Source organism: Micromonospora sp. CA-269861 (assembly GCF_050948505.1).
Classification (GTDB): Bacteria; Actinomycetota; Actinomycetes; order Mycobacteriales; family Micromonosporaceae; genus Micromonospora.
Map to the genome: position 1 here is coordinate 99,561 of NZ_CP192014.1, position 16,779 is coordinate 116,339.

Consider the following 16,779-nt stretch of genomic DNA (forward strand, 5'->3'; position numbering starts at 1 on the left):
CAGCCGTCGGCGGAGCGGGGATCAGCGACGCGGATGCTTCTCATGTTCATGGCAAGATCTGCCAGGTGCAGGTCGGGATGCTCGGTCCATTCGAAGTGCGCGCTGACGACGGCACCTTCATCGACGTGCCAGGTGCGCGGCTGCGCGGGCTGTTGACCGCCCTCGCGCTCAACCCGGGTCACGTGGTCCCGAAGGGGACCCTCGTCGACTGGATCTGGGGTGAGCATCCGCCCTCGGACGCGGCGAACGCCCTGCACCGCCTGGTTTCCCGGCTGCGTAAGGCGCTGCCGGAGGGGTCGATCGAGGGGCAGACGGACGGCTACCGGTTGGTGGTCGATCCCGACGTCGTCGACGCCGTACGGTTCGAACGCCTCGTCGGCCAGGCTCGCGATGACGACGGCCCGCAGCGGGGACGGCGGCTGCGCGAGGCCCTCGACCTGTGGCGCGGTGCGGCGATGCAGGACGTCGGTCTGGTCGACAGCACGGCACTCGACGCGGCGGTCACCCGATTCGACAGGCTGCGTCTGACGGCCATGGAGGATCGCTTCGACGTGGAGGTCAGCCTCGGTCACGGTCCGGAGCTGGTCGCGGAGCTGACCGATCTGGTGGCCGCGCACCCGGTGCGGGAACGGCTGGTCATCGCGTTGATGCGGGCACTCGCCGCGAGCGGCCGGGACAACGAGGCGCTGCTCGTGTATCAGCGCACGAGTGCGGCCCTGGCCGACGCGCTGGGCGTCGACCCCTCGCCGGAACTCGCGGCGTTGCACGTCGCGCTCCTGCGGGGGGAGGTGCGACGGCGCGAGGAGGACCGGAAGACCAACCTTCGTGCCGAGTTGAGCAGCTTCATCGGCAAGGACGAGGCCGTCGCCGAGGTCGGCGCGCTCGTCTCCGAGCACCGGCTCACGACCCTGATCGGGCCGGGTGGCTCCGGGAAGACCCGGCTGGCCACGGAGACCGCGCGCAGAATGCTCGACGACCTGCCGGACGGCGCCTGGCTGGTCGAGTTCGCCGCCATCGGCGCGGACGGTGACGTGGTTCAGGCGACGCTCTCGGGGCTCGGACTCCGGGACGCTCTGCTCGGCGAGGCACCGAGCATGGAGTTGATCGACCGGCTCGTCGCCGCGATCCGCGAGCGGGAGGCGTTGCTGATCCTGGACAACTGCGAGCACGTGATCGAGCCGGCGGCCGTGCTCGCTGACCGGCTGCTCGGGGAGTGTCGGCGCCTGCGGATCCTCGCGACGAGCAGGGAACCGCTCGGCATCACCGGTGAGGCGCTCTGGCCGGTCGCGCCGCTGGCCCTGCCGGACGTCGACGCCGACCCCGGCGAGATCGAAATCTCTCCCGCTGTCCGGTTGCTGCGGGACCGGGCCGGCGCGGTGCGCAGGGATCTGGCGGTCGACGCCTCCACGTTGTCGACGATGGCGCGGATCTGTCGGGCGCTGGACGGGATGCCGCTGGCGATCGAACTGGCCGCCGCCAGGTTGCGCACCATGTCCATCGACCAGCTCGCCAGGCGGCTCGACGATCGGTTCCGCCTGCTGACCGGCGGTAGCCGTACCGCGTTGCCCCGGCACCGGACGCTGCGCGCGGTGGTGGACTGGAGTTGGGAGCTGCTGACCGACGCCGAACGGACGGTCCTGCGCCGGCTGTCGGTGTTTTCGGGCGGGGTGAGCCTGGAAGCGGCCGAACGGGTCTGCGCCGGTGACGAGGTCGAGCAGGAGGATGTGCTCGAGCTGGTCACCGCGCTGGCCGAGAAGTCGTTGTTGGTCGCCGAGGGCGACGAGGCCCCGCGCTACCGGATGCTCGGCACCATCAAGGAGTACGCCGCGCACCGCCTCGCCGAGGCGGGCGAATCGGACCTGGCGCGCCACGCGCACCTGGCGTACTTCACCGAACTCACCGAGACCGCGGAGCCGCAGCTCCGCCGCGCGGACCAGGTGACATGGCTCGCCACTCTCGAAGTCGAGCACGACAACATCGGTTCCGCCATGCGTGGTGCGCTCGCCGCCGGCGAGGCGCACGCGGCGATGCGGCTGGCCGCGGGCGCCGGCTGGTACTGGTGGCTCGGCGGGCACCGAACCGAGGGCATGGAGTTGATCACGGCGGCCACCGAGACGCCCGGCGAGGTCAGCGACGAGATCCGGGCCACGGTGTACGCGCTCGTCGTGCTCTTCGTCAACTCGGGGCCGGGTGACGAGCGCCAGGCGGCGGAGTGGATCCACCGGGCGTACGAGTTCAGCCAGCGCAGTGACGGCAGCCACCCGGGGACGGCTCTCGTCGTCCCGCTGGAACGCATGTTGCGAGCCCCGGACGCGATCCTGGCCGCATGGGAACCGCTGCTGAACGACGAGGATCCCTGGGTACGCGCGCTGGCCCGGCTGCAACTCGGCAAGATGCGGATCGTGCTCGGCCAGGACGGCCGGGATGTGGACGCGTATCTCGTGGCGGCGCTCGCCGAGTTCCGGGCACTCGGCGAACGGTTCGGGATCTCGTTCGCACTGACCGAGCTGGCGGAGCTGATTGCCGTACGCGGTGAGTTCGCCGGTGCGTGCGAGCACTACGAGGAGGCGGCAGCGGTCGTCACCGAGGTCGGCACCGTCGAGGACATCATCCGGATACGGTCCCGGCAGGCTCAGCTGTACTGGTTGCTCGGCGACGAGGAGTCCAGCGCGGCTGCCATGGCCGAGGCGCGGCGCTGCGCGAAACGGGTCACGTGGCCGGGTGCGTTGGCCGTGCTGGCCCTGTCACGGGCGGAACTCGCTCGCTGGCGTGGCGACGCCGAGGAGGTGGCCCGCCAGGTCGGCGTCGCGACGACCCTGTTGCGCGACGAGGCGGAGCAGGCACACATCCGCGCGGTGACACACGACCTGCTCGGGTATGTCGCCGACGATCTCGACGAGGCGCGCAAGCACCATTCCGCGGCCTGCGAGGCGGCAGCCGAGACGGGGCACGCACCCTCGATCGCGCGGGTGATCGTCGGCGTCGCGAACCTGGCCCTGCGCCGTGACCAGTACGAGCACGCCGCGCAGCTGCTTGCCGCGAGCACCGGTGTGCGCGGACGGCAGGATCATTCCCAGCCGGACGTGGCCCGGATCGAGCAGGAAGTACGGCGCCGCCTCGGCGAAGTGGGATTCGCAGAGGCGGCGCTGGAAGGCAGTCGGACGAGCTGGAGTCAGGTGGTCGCGATCACGCTCGCTTCGTGAACGTGGAGCGCGCCCACAGGTAGCCGACCAGAGCGATGGCGACGCACCAGGCGAGGGCGGGGATCACGTCACCGGCAGACGCCGTGCCGTTGAGGAACCCGCGCAGAGTTTCGATGATCGGTGTGAAGGGCTGGTACTCGGCGAACTCCCGCAGCCCGGGTCCCATCTTGTCCGCCGGCACGATCGCGCTGCTGAAGAACGGCAGCATGACCAGCGGTACGGAGGCCAGCCCCGCCGTTTCCGGAGACTTCGCCGAGAGCCCCAGGGCGACCGTGAGCCAGCCGGCGGCGAAGCCGAGCAACACGATGATGCCGATCGCACCGAGCCAGCCGAGGAGGCTCGCCGACGGGCTGAATCCGAGCAGGAAGGCCACCCCGACGAGGGCCGCGATGGCGACCAGGTTGGTCAGCACGCTGGCGACGACGTGACCGGTCAGCACCGCACCGCGGGAGACGTGCATGACCTTGAACCGGTTGATGATGCCCTTTGTCATGTCGGAGTTCACCGCGGTCGCGGTGGCCCCCAGCCCGTAGCAGACCGCCAACAGCATCAGCCCGGGAGTCGCGTAGTCGATGTAGTCGACACCGACGTTGAAGGCGTCACCGAACATGTAGACGAACATCAACATGATCACGATCGGCATCAGGACCGCGTTGAACACCGAGGTCGGATTCCGGGCGATGTGCTTGAAGTTGCGGCGCAACATGACGATCGAGTGGGACTTGGTGCTCATTTCGCGGAAACCTCCTGGGTGCGGCTGCCCGTCAGGGCGAGGAAGACGTCGTCGAGGTCCGGCGTCTGAACGGAGAACCCCTCGGCGCTGATCGCGTACTCGTCGAGCCGGTCCAGCAGGGCCCGCAGCGAGGCCGTGCCGCCGTCGCTGGGGACCCGCAGGGCAAGTGCCTCGTCGTCCCGTGTGGAGTCGTTGAGCACCCGGGCAGCCGCGTCGAGTTCGGCGACGGTGGTGAACCGCAGCCGGACGTGGGTGCCGGGGATCAGGCGCTTGAGTTCGTCGGGCGTGCCCTGGGCGACCAGACGCCCCTGGTCGAGTACGGCGATCCGGTCGGCGAGCTGATCAGCTTCCTCCAGATACTGGGTGGTGAGGAAGATCGTCACGCCGTCGGCAACCAGGTCACGGATGATCGACCACATCGTGCGGCGGCTCCGCGGATCCAGGCCCGTCGTCGGCTCGTCGAGGAAGATGATCCGCGGGTCGCCGACGAGCGTCATCGCCAGATCAAGCTTGCGGCGCATACCACCGGAGTAGGTCGACACCGGCTTCTGTGCCGACTCCACCAGATCGAACCGCTCCAGCAGCTCCGTGACGATCCGCCTGCCGTCCTTGGCGGGCACCGGGCTCAGATCCACCATCAGCTGCAGGTTCTCCCGGCCGGTCAGCAGCTCGTCCACCGCCGCGAACTGACCGGTGACCCCGATCGCCGCGCGCACCGCCTTGGCCTGGGTGGCGGCGTCGTGCCCCGCGATGCGTACGGTCCCACCGTCGGCCTTCACCAACGTGGTCAGCACGTTCACCGTCGTCGTCTTACCCGCCCCGTTCGGACCGAGCAGGGAGAAGATCGTGCCCGCACGGACATCCAGGTCGATGCCATCGAGCACGACCTTGTCCTTGTAGGCCTTCCGCAGCCCGGAGACTGCAATCGCTGAACTCGTCATGCAACTACCATCGGCGGCTGGGCTGTCACCCCCCTGACACGGCCCTGACACGGCCACTGACACGGGCTGGTGGGCAACCACGGTGACGCTCAGGTGGCGGCACGGAACTCCTGATGGCGTCGGAGGAGTTCCCGTAGTGCGCTGATCTCCGCTGCCAGTGCGGCCTGCCCCTGCTCGGTGATCCTGATCCAGGTCTTGGGCCTACGGCCGTGGTAGCCCCTCTCGATCTGGATCAGGTCTGCCTCCTCCAGCACGGCGAGGTGTCGGGAGAGGTTGCCGGCGGTGAGTTCGAGTGCGTCGCGCAGGTAGGCGACCTCCACCCGCTCGGCCTCCGCCGCGATGGTGAGGATGCCGAGCCTGTTGCGTTGGTGGACGGTGTCGTTGAGGCCGTTCGTCGGGTGCCCACCGTTGCCGGGGCCGGCGGCCGCTGCGTCACTGCTCACGCCGACCTCTTGATCGAGTTGAGGAGGGCGACGCCACCGCCGACGAGCAGGATCGGTGCGGGCAGCAGGGCCGCCAATAGGAAGCTGTAGCGGTTCAGGTCTCCCGGCTGGAAATCGGCGGTCTGGAAGAAGATGTTCACGAGGACGACCGCCGCGGCGTAGACGGCAGCCACGACCGTCAGGCCACGGCTGCGCTCGAGTCGGGCCAGGACCAGTAGTCCCACAGCGATGATCAGGTGCGGAAACATGCCCCGATCGGATATGCCCAGCAGCGGTGTGGTCACCCAGCCGGTCCCGTTCGAGATCACCGTCGCCGTGTTGAGCAAGAGGTACCGCAGCACGATCGGCAGCACGAGCCCGACCACCGTGCCCACGATGCCGGCGACGACGTACGGCCGAGCCGGTGTCTCGACGCCCACCCGCACACCATGCCACCGATACCACCAGAGGCTGAGCAGGTAGCCGCCGATGAGCGCCGCCAGCCAGTACCAGCCGAGGGCCGCCGCGCGTTCGAGGAAGTCCCCACCGAGGCCGGTCAGCGCGGGGTTGTCCTGCCCGGCGCGGATGGCGAGCGGCTCGACCGACTCGACGTACAGAGGTGCGGCCACCGCCGTCAGGAGACCGAACAGCAGCAGCGGCAGCCAGTAGGCGTTGCGGGCGGCCCGGGTACGCCGCTGGAGAGCGGTCACCGACGCCAGCAGCTCTCCAGGTGTGTTGCCGCTGGTCGGCGGGGTGCTCGATCGGTCCGACACGGTGGCCTCCAGACTGCTCCACGGCTGCTGCACTACCAATAGGTTTGCATCGCAAATCATTCTGCGCAAGAGTTCCAGCGAGGCGACGACATCCGCTGGATCGACAGCGGTGGTTCCTGCTGGGCCTCGGTACCGGCTAGGGTCCGCTTGGAGGTGGTCCGTGTTCACCGAAGCCTTTCCGATCGTGACGACACCTGACCTGCCACGACTGATCGCGTTCTACCGGGACGTGGTCGGCTTCGAGCTGACCTACCGGTTCCCGGACGAGGGCGCCCCGGAGTTCGTCGCGCTGCGGCTGGGCAGCAGCGAACTCGGCCTGGCCGCCAACCCGGAGGCTGGCGAGCCGGCCGACTCGCACCGCTGGGAGTTGTGCGTCTACGCCGACGACTGCGACGCCGCCGTGGGCGCGTTGCGTACCGGAGGAGCAACGGTCACCGAGGAGCCGGTCGACCAGCCCTGGGGTGAACGGTCCGCGCGGGTCACCGACCCCGACGGCAACCGGCTGCTGGTGCTGGCCCGGCTGTAGTCGTCCGTGCCGCGCGCGGTCATCGTCTCCAGAACAGGAGGTGCGTGACTCCGCTGGGGCTGGGCACCGACTCGAGGTGGAAGCGGTCGAGCAACTCGGTGTGGCTGTCCCACAGGCGCTCGCCCCGGTGCAGGTCGACGGGCGCGACGGCGATGTGCATCGTGTCGACCAGGTCGGCCTCGAGGAACTCGCGGATGGTCGCCACCCCGCCACCGAGGCGTACGTCCCGACCCGCGGCGGCCTGCTTCGCCTGGGCCAGCGCCTCGGTCGGGCCGGCGTTCAGGAAGTGGAAGGTGGTGTCGGCCAGGGTGAACGACGGGCGTTCGTGGTGGGTGAGCACGAAGACCGGCGTGTGGAACGGCGGGTTGTCCCCCCACCATCCCTGCCACTCATGGTCCTCCCAGGGGCCGCGCTGCGGGCCGAACTTGTTGCGACCCATGATCTCCGCGCCGATGTTGCACTCGGCGTCGCGGGTCAGGTAGTCGTCCAGGCCGCGGGTGCCTCCCGGCTCGGTGCGGTACACGAAACTGGCGGTGGCGGCACGCCAGGAGAACAGCGGGGTGGGGTCCGCGTGGCCGAAGGGCCGTTCCAGGCTCTGCCCCTCCCCGGTCCCGAACCCGTCGCGCGAAACGTTGAAGCACTGCACCCGCAACAGTTGCGGCATGGTTTCTCCTACTTCCTCGGATGGGCCGTGACTCAGTTCGCGGTTACCGTCGGGCCGCCTCCGCTGCCCCGGTCGTCGAGCACGAGCGGGGCGCGACCGCGTATGGCGTACCGGATGTGGGTCACCTGCGGGGTGGCAAGGACGCGGGTCGGCGTCAGCTCGACCGCCTCCCGGTCGCCCAGGTCGAGGTCCGCGTCGAAGAGCCGCAGGCCGGTGCCGAGCACGACAGGTACGACGTGCAGCTCCAACTCGTCGAGCAGGCCGGCCTTGAGCACCTGCCGCACCAGGCTGCCGCCCCCGGCCACTGCGACATCCTTGCCACCGGCCACCTCGCGCGCCTGCGCGACGGCGCTGGCCACGCCATCGGTGACGTAGGTGAAGCTGGTGCCCCCTCCCCTCAGCAGCGTCTGGCGGGGGCGGTGGGTGACGACGAAGACAGGTGCGCGAAACGGCGGCTCCGCACCCCAGGGGATCTCACCCCCGTCGGCCATCCGGCGCCCCATCACGTACGCCCCGGCCGCGCCGAACGATTCGGCGATCACCTCGGAGTCGGTGTCCTGCTCCCCACCGGCGAAGCCCTGCCGTTCCCGCCAGGCCGCCGCTTCGGTCGCCCACCGGGTGACCCGGAAGAACTTGGCGCTCTCCGCCGAGGCCATCCAGTCGCCGTCCCCGTCGAACCGTGGGCCGGCGTAGAAGCCGTCCACCGACACCGACACTTGTGCCGTCACCTTCGTCATCGCGCCTGGTCCTCTCCTCGGGCGACACCCCGCCTGGGTGCCGCTCCCCGAGGGGTCGGAGCCGAAGGCGATGTCCCTACCGGGAAGGAGTGTGACGCGTGTCACCCACGGGCTCGGTCAGGAGCCACGTTCCGGCGTGTTCCGGGTCGCGTGACCAGCGCATGTGGGCTTTCTCCTCCGGGCGGGGCCGCCAGTCCCGGTGGGGCGCGAGGGCCACCCGCCAGGCGATCACGGTGAAGACGTAGATGCCCGGGCCGACCAGCCAGAGCAGGGCGTCGCGCCGCCGATAGGAGGCGTACGGCGCGAGCCACGCGGTCGCCGTCATCGGCACCGCGACCGCGCTGATGTCGGCCATCGGCCCGCTGCCGAACTCGGACTCGACCAGCTCGCGGAGGACGAGGGACGGGATGATCACCCCGACCAGCAGCGCCACCGTGCGGATCATGCGCGTCCGGCGGTCCGGGGATACGCGGGCAGCAGGTGTTTCGGTGGGCACTCCCCGGAGGGTACGGGCCGGAAGCAGCGGTGGACCTACGACTTCCGGTCGGCGATCGCCGCTTCGATCCGCAGACCGAGACCGGTCAGGATGAGCAGGGGCGCGGGTGTCCGGCCCGGCTAGGGTGGCGATCATGCGGATTGGCATCGTGATCCTGCCGGACCAGCGGTGGACGGAGTCGCAGCGTCGCTGGCGACAGGTCGACGAGTGGGGCTTCGACCACGCGTGGACGTACGACCACCTGGGTTGGCGTGACCTGGTCGACGGCCCGTGGTTCGACTCGATGGCCACGTTGACGGCCGCCGCCACGGTGACCTCGCGGATTCGGCTGGGCACCCTCGTGGCGTCGCCGAACTTCCGGCACCCGGCCGCGTTCGCCCGGCAGATCACCACGGTGGACGACGTCTCCGCCGGCCGGCTGCTGCTCGGTCTGGGCGCGGGTGGCATCGGCTTCGACTCGGCGGTGCTGGGCGGCGAGACGCTGCCGCCGCGTCAGCGGGTGGACAGGTTCGCCGAGTTCACCGAACTGCTGGACCTGATCCTGCGGGAGGACGGCACCACCTGGCGCGGCGAGTGGTTCGCCGCGGTGGATGCCCGCAACAACCCCGGCTGCGTGCAGCAGCCCCGGGTGCCGTTCGTGGTGGCCGCCAACGGGCCACGGTCGATGCGGTTGGTGGCCCGCTTCGGGCAGGGGTGGGTGACCACCGGCACCGGTGACGACAACGACCTGGCGGGTTGGTGGGCCAGTGTGTCGGCGCTGTCCGCGCGGATGGACCGGACCCTGGACGAGGCCGGCCGCGATCCGGCCAGCCTGGACCGCTACCTCTCGCTGGACGCGGCGCCGGTCTTCTCGCTCAGCAGCGCACAGTTCTTCGCCGATCAGGTCGGCCGGGCCGCCGAGCTGGGCTTCACCGACGTGGTGACGCACTGGCCGCGCGCCAGCAGTTGGTACGCCGGTGACGAAGCCGTCCTGGTGGATGTGGCGACGCGGCTGCTGCCACAACTCCGCGGCTGAGGCCACCGCACCGACCGGGCTGGGAGCCGCCGGGTCAGGTGCCGAGGTCGCCGCCGGCCACACCGCCCTCGCCGCCGGAGACCAGCCGGAGGCGGAGGCAGACGATCGGGGTGTCGCCGTCGACCGGGGTGCCGAGCCGCGCCCAGTAGGCCGAGTGCCCAGCCCGCCACTCCTCGATCGAACGGTCACCCTCGCCCTCGGCGTGGGCGAAGTCCCAGGGCACGTCGGCGAAGCGGACCACCTCGACTCCGGTGATCTCCACCACGCCGGCAAGTGCGTTGTCGTCGTCGACAAGGGCCAGGCGCTCGCCGACGTGCTCCAACTCCTCGCCCTCCTCCGCGTACTCGGCGAGCCGGCCGGCCGTCGCGGTCTTCACACCGGCCAGCACCAGGGTGTTGAGGGTTGCCCGCAACTCGCCGGGAGTACCGAGGGCGAGGGCGCGCAGTTCACCGATCCGAGGCCACATCCTGCCGAGGCTAGGCCAGCACGGCCCGGGACGCTGCCGCAATACGCGTCGCCCGCTCAGATCAGCTGGCCGGCGTAGCCGGGTGCGGTGAGGAGTCGGTCGTCGCCACTGGCCTCGTGCGCGTCGAGGATCGCGTCGGCCAGTTTGACCACGTGCTCGTCGCCGTGCCGGGCCGCGCGGGCGAAGACCTCCGCCGGTGTCGCGGGGCTCACGGTCGGTGGCGCGATGCCGTCGGCTGGGGCGTACACCGAGGTCATGGCCGCCGTCGCGGCCCAGGCCGCGGCGAGGCTCGGCGCCCACAGCCCAGGGTCCAGTGCCGGCAGGGTACGCAGCACGGCGGTCGGCGCGGTCACGGCGTGCACCAGCATGACCGGCGCGGCGTGCCCGAAGCGCAGGTAGTCCAGGCCGGCCCGGTGCACCAGCGCGGTGAGCCCGCGCTGCGCCTCGGCCGGGCTCCGCACGGGGCGCAGCGTCGCGAGCGCTGGCTCCCACCGGGGTACGCCGGGCAGGCGGCCCAGCCGATCCCGGACACCCCCGGTCTGGTCGTCGATCCGGGGCAGCCCGGCCAGTGCGGTCTCCACGTCGATGTCGTCGGTGCCCGGCCGCTCGGTCTCGCCGGCGAGCAGCTTGTCGGCGCCGGGGATCGGCTGCCAGCGGGCGGCCCAGTAACCAATCGCCTGACCCAACTCGGCGAGCCGCTGTCGGTTCTCGCCGTCCAGGTCGAGCGCGCGGACGGCGTGCCCGACCCGGATCACACCGTGTGTGGCGCCGGCGGCGATGCCCGGCAGCAGCCGAGGCCACCAGGTGCCGAGGACCTCGCGCCACGGGCGTTCGCGTAGTTGCCTGTCGAAGTACGCCAGCCAGTCACCGGCCCGCTTCGGATCGCCCAGCGCGTCCCGCCAGTCGTCGATCGCGCGCAGCCCCCGGGGCAGATCGTCGAGTCGGCCGAGGTAGTCGTCGAGCCATCGGTGTACCCGGTGCTGGTGGCCGTGTCGCACCAAAGCCTCGACGGCCATCGGCCCGTGGTTGGACAGCCAGCCCTGGAATTCGGGGCCGGTGCGGTGCAGCCGCTCGTACGCCTCGTCGAGAACTCCGTCACTCATTCGCCGATCGTCGGTGCTCAACCTTGGTTGAAGTCAAGCCGGTAGATCCGCCGCGTGGATCAGGCTGGTGATCCGGAGGTCTGCGGCGACGTCGGGCGGGCAGTCCACGGCCACCACGGCGGTGCCCAGCACCTCGGCGCCCCGTGCGGCGCAGATGTCGTAGAGGGCGCGTAGCTGCGCCCCGGTCCGCACCCAGTCGTCCACCACCAGCACCCGGTCGTCGGGGCCGAGGTGCCGGTCCCGTACGGCGAGGTCGACCCGTCGGCCCCGGTAGTCCGGTGGGCTTTGCGCCCAGGTGAGCGGCCCGGCCGGCAGTCGCCCGTCACCGGGTTTGTGGGCGGCCACGAAGCCGACCCCGAGGGCGGTGGCGGCCAACGGCCCGAGCAGCAGCCCGGTGACGGCCGGCGCGAGCACCACTGTGGGCCGGGCGGCCCGGTACGGCGCCACCAGGGCCGGCCCCAGCTCGGCCAGCACCGCCGGGTCCCGCCACCAGCCGGAGATGTCGCTGACCAGGTGGCTGGTGCCCGGGCCGGGGTCGATCCACTGGAACAGGGCGGCCAGGCGTTCGGTCAGATCGGCGGGCATCCGCCCATCCTGCGGCACGGGCGGTGGGCGTGGCGGCACCCGGGCCACCCGGCCCACCCCGGGTCGGATGATCGGCTACACGTACCTGTGCAAATGCGGGCATACCGCCATGATCACGTTGACTTCGGAAGTGCTTCTCTCGTTACGGTCCGACCCGGTTTGTTCAGACGACGAAAGGACCGGGCCGGTGGCAGGCAAGCACTCCCGTACCCGCATCTTCTCCTCCCCGGCGGGCATCGTGGCCACCGCGGCGGTCGGCGTCGCCCTCGCCGTCGGCGGCACCGTCGGTGCCGTGCAGCTGGTCTCCGGCCCTGACCAGTCGGGGCAGGTGGCTCTCGACCTGACTCCGACCACCGCCGCGAGCAGCCTCACCCCCAGCTCCCCGGCCACCTCCCCCAGCGTGAGCGCCTCGCCGAGCGTGACCGCCAGCCCGTCGGCGACCCGGTCGCAGCAGGCCGCCTCGCGGAGCAGGGAGCGCACCGCGTCGCCGAAGCCGAAGCCGACAGCGAAGAAGACCACGGCCGCTGCGAAGGTGCTGGAGAGCGGCTCGTGCGGCGCGTCGTTCTATTCCGACGGGCAGCTCACCGCCAACGGCGAGTCGTTCAACCCGGACGCGCTGACCGCCGCGCACAAGACACTGCCGTTCAACACCAAGGTCCGGGTGACCAACCCGGCCAACGGCAAGTCGGTGACGGTGCGGATCAACGACCGCGGGCCGTTCATCGACGGCCGCTGCCTGGACCTCTCCCGGGCCGCCTTCGCCAGCATCGCCTCGGTCGACGTGGGCGCGCTCACCGTCCGCTACGAGGTCCTCGGCTGACCGGAACGAGCGACGCCGATTCGACCCCCCGACTGGGCCGGCCGGACAGAACCTCCTCAGACGACGGGTCAGGTTCATTCACCGGTTCACGTGGATCAGGCAAACTGTCAGTCGTACCCACGCGACTCCTCCAGTCGGGCCGTCGCCCGCTGAGCCCCGGATCCCGCGCCGGCCTCGGCGCGGCCCTCGGTCTGCTCGCAATCGTGTCGGCGGTGGAAGCGGCGGACGGCCGGAAGGTGCACTACGTCGCGCTCCTGGCGGCCGCGCCGGTTCTCGCCGCCGCCCTGGCGTCCTGGCTGGTGGTCCTGGGGGTGGGCGTCGCGGCGACAGTGATCGGCGCCGGCTTCGCGCTTGTCGCGCCGAAGGTTTCGTTGGGCACCTCAGCCAACGTTGTCGCTGTCGCGGTCGTCACCGGGTTGGCAGTGGCGGTGGCGTGGGTCCGGCAGCGGCAGGCCGAGCGGATCGTCGAGCTGACCAAGCTCGCCTCGGTGGCTCAACAGGCGGTGTTGCGCCCACTCGGGCCGCAGGTGGGCACGCTCTCGGTCGCGGGACGTTACATCTCCTCCACAGCGACGGCCGAGATCGGCGGCGACCTGTACGAGGCGATCGACACCCCCTACGGCGTAAGAATGATCATCGGTGACGTGCGGGGCAAGGGCCTGGACGCGGTCCGGCTGGCCAGCATCGTCCTCGGTTCCTACCGGCACGTGGCGTACGAGCGGGCCGACCTGCGGGCGGTGGTCGCCGACCTGGACCGCGCGGTGGCCCGCAACGTCGGCGACGAGGACTTCGTCACGGCGGCGCTGGTCGAGGAGCGCGGCGGCACCCTCACGATCGTCAACTGCGGGCATCCGCCGCCGCTGTTGCTGCGCCGCGGTGCGGTGATCCCGCTGGAACCACCGGCCCCGGCACCTCCGCTCGGGTTCATGCCGGTGGTCCGCCCCCGGGTCGAACGCCTGGAACCCGGCGACCGGTTGCTGTTGTTCACCGACGGCCTCGGCGAGGCGCGGCGGGACGGCGAGTTCTTCCCCACCGCCGACCGGGCCTGGCGACTGCTCGGCCACGGCACGGTCGCCGACGGGCTGGCCTCGCTGGAAACCGCCCTGGTGGAGTGGGTGCACGGTCGGCTCGACGATGACATCGCGCTGGTCCTCATGGAGTACGTCGGCGCGCCTACCGGCGCGGCGGTGGCCGTCCCGAGCTGGGAGGTCGGGGCCGCCGAGAGCTGACCCCGGCCGACCGCGCCCGCAGGTGTGTAATCGCCGTCACTTGGGTGATCCGCTTGTCGCTGCCTACCCGCGAGTAATACAGTCGGGGTTACTGATCGGTAACACCTGTCCGGAAGCGGGGCCAGCGAGCATGACCCACTACAAGAGCAACCTCCGGGATCTCGAGTTCAACCTGTTCGAGGTCTTCGGGGCGGACCGGGCGTTCGGCCAGGAGCCGTACTCGGATCTCGACACCGACACCGCCCGCAGCTTCCTCGCAGAGGTCGACCGCCTCGCCCGCGAGGATCTGGCCGCCAGCTACACGGACAGTGACCGCAATCCGCCGGTCTTCGACCCGGCGACGCACACCGCGCCGCTGCCGGAGTCGTTCAAGAAGTCCTATCAGGCGTTCATGGACTCCGAGTTCTGGCGTCTCGACCTGCCGCCGGCACTGGGTGGCACCAACGCGCCGCGCGCTCTCTGGTGGGCGCTCGCCGAGCTGGTGCTCGGTTCGAACGCGCCGGTCTGGATGTACGCCTCCGGCCCGTCCTTCGCGCACGTGCTGCACGTCGAGGGCAACGAGCGGCAGAAGCGGTGGGCCAAGCTCTTCATCGACAAGCAGTGGGGCTCCACTATGGTGCTCACCGAGCCGGATGCCGGCTCGGACGTGGGCGCGGGGCGCACCCGGGCGATCCAGCAGCCCGACGGCACCTGGCACATCGAGGGTGTGAAGCGCTTCATCACCTCGGGTGAGCACGACCTGAGCGACAACATCGTGCACTACGTGCTGGCCCGTCCGGTCGGCGTCGAGGGTGTCGGTGGCCCCGGCACCAAGGGCCTGTCGCTCTTCGTGGTGCCGAAGTTCCACTTTGACGAGACCACCGGCGAGTTGGGCGAGCGCAACGGCGTCTACGCCACGAACGTCGAGCACAAGATGGGCCTGAAGGTCTCCAACACCTGCGAGGTGACCTTCGGCGAGCACGGCGTACCGGCCAAGGGTTGGCTGCTGGGCGACCGGCACGACGGCATCCGGCAGATGTTCATGATCATCGAGTACGCCCGGATGATGGTCGGCACCAAGGCCATCGCCACCCTCTCCACCGGCTACCTCAACGCCCTTGAGTACGCGAAGAACCGGGTGCAGGGCGCCGACCTGATCCTCCAGGCCGACAAGACCGCCCCCCGGGTCACCATCACCCACCACCCGGACGTGCGCCGCTCGCTGCTGCTGCAGAAGTCGTACGCCGAGGGTCTTCGCGCTCTGGTCCTCTACACCGCCACCTGGCAGGACAAGGTCGCCCTGGCCGAGGCTGCCGGCGACGAGAAGGCCACCAAGCTGGCCAAGCGGGTCAACGACCTGCTGCTGCCGCTGGTCAAGGGCGTCGGTTCGGAGCGGGCGTACGAGATGCTCGGGCACGAGGCTCTGCAGACCTTCGGTGGCTCCGGGTTCCTCCAGGACTACCCCCTGGAGCAGTACGTCCGCGACGCCAAGATCGACACCTTGTACGAGGGCACCACCGCCATCCAGAGCCTCGACCTGATCTTCCGCAAGATCGTTCGGGACAACGGCAGGGCCCTGCTGGCGGTCTCCGGCGAGATCCAGGAGTTCATCTCCTCCGAGGCGGGCAACGGCCAGCTCAAGGAGGAGCGGCAGGCGCTCGGCAAGGCGCTGGCCGAGATCCAGAACATCCTCGGCGTGCTGACCGGCTGGCTGGGCGAGGCGCAGGGCGGCGACACCCGTGCGCTCTACAAGGTCGGGCTGAGCAGCCGGCGGTTCCTGCTGGCGATCGGCGACCTGGTGGTCGGCTGGCTGCTCCAGCGGCAGGCCGACGTGGCGCTGAAGGCTCTGGCCGGCGAGGTCTCCGCCAGCGACAAGGCGTTCTACACCGGCAAGGTGGCCGCTGCCCGTTTCTTCGCCCGTGAGGTGCTGCCCCGCATCGGCGCCGACCGGCGGATCATCGAGGGCGCCGACCTCGACATCATGGACCTCCCGGAGGAGGCGTTCTAGGTTCTGGGTCGCACCACCCAGCACCGACGGCCGGTGGGGCCTCCGCCCCGCCGGCCGTCGCCGTTTCACCCTGGCCGCGCGGCACGTATTGGGCGAGCCCGGCCGGGTATGCCGCTGGCGTGGCGGGTAACCGTCGCGTGACCTCGAAAGGGAACGCCCAGAGCCACCGCACGGGGGAGTGCAGCGCACATGGGTGTAGGAAGCGGCATTTTTCTCATCGCGATCGGCGCGATTCTGACCTTCGCGCTGAGAGCCAACGTCTGGTGGATCGACGTACGCGCGGTCGGCTGGGTGTTCATCCTGGCCGGGCTGGCCGTACTGCTGACCACCCTCTGGTTCTGGCAGGACCGGCGCAAGCGGGCCCGAACCCTCATCGTGGAGGAGAACCGGCTGTCTCATCCGACGGCGATGATGCCGCCGCCACCGGACCCGCCGCCACCAACAGCGCCGCCGTCCTGAACCCGGCACCACCTGGGCGCGTACCCCTGAGCCATCCGCCGACGATCGGCGGGTGGCTCAGTCGCGTGCGGTGTGCCGGGCCGTGAGCGGCGCACCCGCCCTGCTCAACTCCGCCCAACCGAGCGGGCAGCGGTGCACCGCCAGCTCCGCCGTCCGCAACCCCTCATCGTCGGCTCCCTCGGGGTCGAGGAGCGCGGAGAGCAGCGAGATGCCCGGGTTGTGGGCGATGAGCAGCGCCGTGCGGGCCGCCGGGTCCACCGTGCGGACCAGCGACAACAACTCCTCGGGGTGCGCGTCGTACGCGCCAGGCTCATAACGGACGGTCGGGCGAGGACCGGCCGGGCCACCCTCCGGCGGTGAACCGGTCATCCCCATCGCCACGCCGTGCCAGGTCTGCCGGGTGCGTCGGGCCGTCGAGCAGATCACCACGTCGGGCAGCAGCCCGTGGTGCGCCAACCAGGCCCCGGCGGTAGCCGCGTCCGCGTTCCCGCGTGCGCTGAGTGGCCGATCGGCGTCGTCCGCCGCGTCGCTGCCCTGCTCGGCCTTCGCGTGCCGCAGCAACACAAGTGTCCGTGTGTCGGGGTCGGCGTCCGTCATGCCCCCAGCTTGCCCGATTGGCG

General features: G+C 70.7%; 18 protein-coding genes. 7 read left to right on the forward strand and 11 right to left on the reverse strand.

The features are described 5' to 3' along the window. Positions 1-65: 65 nt before the first annotated feature. Positions 66-3,203 carry a BTAD domain-containing putative transcriptional regulator gene (locus tag ACQP0U_RS00490; RefSeq protein ID WP_433314790.1) on the forward strand — a complete coding sequence of 1,046 codons (3,138 nt, stop codon included), beginning with the start codon at positions 66-68 and terminating at the stop codon, positions 3,201-3,203. Here ACQP0U_RS00490 and ACQP0U_RS00495 read toward each other — a convergent pair. The 4 genes from ACQP0U_RS00495 to ACQP0U_RS00510 all read right to left on the reverse strand — a co-directional run bounded on the left by ACQP0U_RS00495 (position 3,187) and on the right by ACQP0U_RS00510 (position 6,072). After that, positions 3,187-3,936 carry an ABC transporter permease gene (locus ACQP0U_RS00495; protein ID WP_433314793.1) on the reverse strand — a complete coding sequence of 250 codons (750 nt, stop codon included), beginning with the start codon at positions 3,934-3,936 and terminating at the stop codon, positions 3,187-3,189. The genes ACQP0U_RS00490 and ACQP0U_RS00495 overlap by 17 nt on opposite strands. Then, positions 3,933-4,877: an ATP-binding cassette domain-containing protein gene (locus tag ACQP0U_RS00500; protein ID WP_433314796.1), complete on the reverse strand. Its 945-nt coding sequence runs from the start codon at positions 4,875-4,877 to the stop codon at positions 3,933-3,935. Before ACQP0U_RS00500 ends, ACQP0U_RS00495 begins: the two co-directional genes overlap by 4 nt. An 89-nt stretch (positions 4,878-4,966) precedes the next feature. Continuing rightward, positions 4,967-5,320, reverse strand: a complete 354-nt coding sequence (locus ACQP0U_RS00505; protein ID WP_433314799.1) for a transcriptional regulator — start codon at positions 5,318-5,320, stop codon at positions 4,967-4,969. Further along, positions 5,317-6,072 carry a hypothetical protein gene (locus tag ACQP0U_RS00510; protein ID WP_433314802.1) on the reverse strand — a complete coding sequence of 252 codons (756 nt, stop codon included), beginning with the start codon at positions 6,070-6,072 and terminating at the stop codon, positions 5,317-5,319. Before ACQP0U_RS00510 ends, ACQP0U_RS00505 begins: the two co-directional genes overlap by 4 nt. A 184-nt stretch (positions 6,073-6,256) precedes the next feature. Between ACQP0U_RS00510 and ACQP0U_RS00515 the strand changes: the two genes are divergently transcribed. Further along, a complete protein-coding gene (locus ACQP0U_RS00515) occupies positions 6,257-6,598 on the forward strand; it encodes a VOC family protein (protein ID WP_238677566.1) in 342 nt (113 codons plus the stop codon). Between the two features lie 19 nt (positions 6,599-6,617). Here the strand turns inward: ACQP0U_RS00515 and ACQP0U_RS00520 are convergent, their stop codons facing one another. The 3 genes from ACQP0U_RS00520 to ACQP0U_RS00530 form a co-directional block, all read right to left on the reverse strand. Next, positions 6,618-7,262 (reverse strand): dihydrofolate reductase family protein, encoded by a 645-nt coding sequence (locus ACQP0U_RS00520; protein ID WP_433314805.1) that lies wholly within the window; start codon positions 7,260-7,262, stop codon positions 6,618-6,620. A gap of 32 nt (positions 7,263-7,294) precedes the next feature. After that, positions 7,295-7,999 (reverse strand): dihydrofolate reductase family protein, encoded by a 705-nt coding sequence (locus tag ACQP0U_RS00525; protein ID WP_433314808.1) that lies wholly within the window; start codon positions 7,997-7,999, stop codon positions 7,295-7,297. A 76-nt stretch (positions 8,000-8,075) separates the two neighbouring features. Further along, positions 8,076-8,444: a hypothetical protein gene (locus ACQP0U_RS00530; RefSeq protein WP_433314811.1), complete on the reverse strand. Its 369-nt coding sequence runs from the start codon at positions 8,442-8,444 to the stop codon at positions 8,076-8,078. A gap of 184 nt (positions 8,445-8,628) precedes the next feature. Here ACQP0U_RS00530 and ACQP0U_RS00535 point away from each other — a divergent pair, with 184 nt between their 5' ends. Beyond that, entirely contained in the window at positions 8,629-9,510 is an 882-nt protein-coding gene (locus ACQP0U_RS00535; RefSeq protein ID WP_433314813.1) for an LLM class flavin-dependent oxidoreductase, read from the forward strand. Between the two features lie 34 nt (positions 9,511-9,544). On the opposite strand, the gene ACQP0U_RS00540 is transcribed toward ACQP0U_RS00535, so the two are convergent. From ACQP0U_RS00540 to ACQP0U_RS00550, 3 genes are read right to left on the reverse strand one after another with little or no spacing between them, the layout of a single operon-like run. Then, positions 9,545-9,976, reverse strand: coding sequence for an ASCH domain-containing protein (locus ACQP0U_RS00540; protein ID WP_433314816.1), 432 nt, complete (start codon positions 9,974-9,976; stop codon positions 9,545-9,547). Positions 9,977-10,032: 56 nt separating this feature from the next. Further along, positions 10,033-11,079: a questin oxidase family protein gene (locus ACQP0U_RS00545; RefSeq protein ID WP_433314818.1), complete on the reverse strand. Its 1,047-nt coding sequence runs from the start codon at positions 11,077-11,079 to the stop codon at positions 10,033-10,035. A 33-nt stretch (positions 11,080-11,112) separates the two neighbouring features. Continuing rightward, a complete protein-coding gene (locus ACQP0U_RS00550; protein ID WP_433314821.1) occupies positions 11,113-11,664 on the reverse strand; it encodes a phosphoribosyltransferase family protein in 552 nt (183 codons plus the stop codon). 187 nt (positions 11,665-11,851) lie between these two features. On the opposite strand from ACQP0U_RS00550, the gene ACQP0U_RS00555 reads away from it, so the two are divergent. From ACQP0U_RS00555 to ACQP0U_RS00570, 4 genes are all read left to right on the forward strand, one after another. Beyond that, positions 11,852-12,484, forward strand: coding sequence for a septal ring lytic transglycosylase RlpA family protein (locus ACQP0U_RS00555; RefSeq protein WP_433314823.1), 633 nt, complete (start codon positions 11,852-11,854; stop codon positions 12,482-12,484). 104 nt (positions 12,485-12,588) lie between these two features. Then, positions 12,589-13,713 carry a PP2C family protein-serine/threonine phosphatase gene (locus tag ACQP0U_RS00560; RefSeq protein ID WP_433320514.1) on the forward strand — a complete coding sequence of 375 codons (1,125 nt, stop codon included), beginning with the start codon at positions 12,589-12,591 and terminating at the stop codon, positions 13,711-13,713. 130 nt (positions 13,714-13,843) lie between these two features. Further along, positions 13,844-15,700 (forward strand): acyl-CoA dehydrogenase, encoded by a 1,857-nt coding sequence (locus tag ACQP0U_RS00565; RefSeq protein ID WP_433314825.1) that lies wholly within the window; start codon positions 13,844-13,846, stop codon positions 15,698-15,700. 189 nt (positions 15,701-15,889) lie between these two features. Continuing rightward, the gene (locus ACQP0U_RS00570; protein WP_030332052.1) at positions 15,890-16,159 is read left to right on the forward strand and encodes a DUF6458 family protein; all 270 of its coding nucleotides are present in this window, start codon (positions 15,890-15,892) and stop codon (positions 16,157-16,159) included. 57 nt (positions 16,160-16,216) lie between these two features. Here ACQP0U_RS00570 and ACQP0U_RS00575 read toward each other — a convergent pair whose 3' ends face one another. Further along, complete coding sequence (locus tag ACQP0U_RS00575; protein WP_433314826.1) at positions 16,217-16,756, reverse strand: SixA phosphatase family protein; 540 nt, start codon at positions 16,754-16,756, stop codon at positions 16,217-16,219. Positions 16,757-16,779 lie beyond the last annotated feature (23 nt).

Bases quoted from the DNA above. Each gene is read 5' to 3' on its own strand.
- ACQP0U_RS00500 (WP_433314796.1), bottom strand. From the start codon at position 4,877: ATGACGAGTTCAGCGATTGCAGTCTCCGGGCTGCGGAAGGCCTACAAG.
- ACQP0U_RS00540 (WP_433314816.1), bottom strand. From the start codon at position 9,976: ATGTGGCCTCGGATCGGTGAACTGCGCGCCCTCGCCCTCGGTACTCCC.
- ACQP0U_RS00530 (WP_433314811.1), bottom strand. From the start codon at position 8,444: ATGATCCGCACGGTGGCGCTGCTGGTCGGGGTGATCATCCCGTCCCTC.
- ACQP0U_RS00570 (WP_030332052.1), top strand. From the start codon at position 15,890: ATGGGTGTAGGAAGCGGCATTTTTCTCATCGCGATCGGCGCGATTCTG.
- ACQP0U_RS00550 (WP_433314821.1), bottom strand. From the start codon at position 11,664: ATGCCCGCCGATCTGACCGAACGCCTGGCCGCCCTGTTCCAGTGGATC.
- ACQP0U_RS00495 (WP_433314793.1), bottom strand. From the start codon at position 3,936: ATGAGCACCAAGTCCCACTCGATCGTCATGTTGCGCCGCAACTTCAAG.
- ACQP0U_RS00575 (WP_433314826.1), bottom strand. From the start codon at position 16,756: ATGACGGACGCCGACCCCGACACACGGACACTTGTGTTGCTGCGGCAC.
- ACQP0U_RS00525 (WP_433314808.1), bottom strand. From the start codon at position 7,999: ATGACGAAGGTGACGGCACAAGTGTCGGTGTCGGTGGACGGCTTCTAC.
- ACQP0U_RS00535 (WP_433314813.1), top strand. From the start codon at position 8,629: ATGCGGATTGGCATCGTGATCCTGCCGGACCAGCGGTGGACGGAGTCG.
- ACQP0U_RS00545 (WP_433314818.1), bottom strand. From the start codon at position 11,079: ATGAGTGACGGAGTTCTCGACGAGGCGTACGAGCGGCTGCACCGCACC.
- ACQP0U_RS00520 (WP_433314805.1), bottom strand. From the start codon at position 7,262: ATGCCGCAACTGTTGCGGGTGCAGTGCTTCAACGTTTCGCGCGACGGG.
- ACQP0U_RS00565 (WP_433314825.1), top strand. From the start codon at position 13,844: ATGACCCACTACAAGAGCAACCTCCGGGATCTCGAGTTCAACCTGTTC.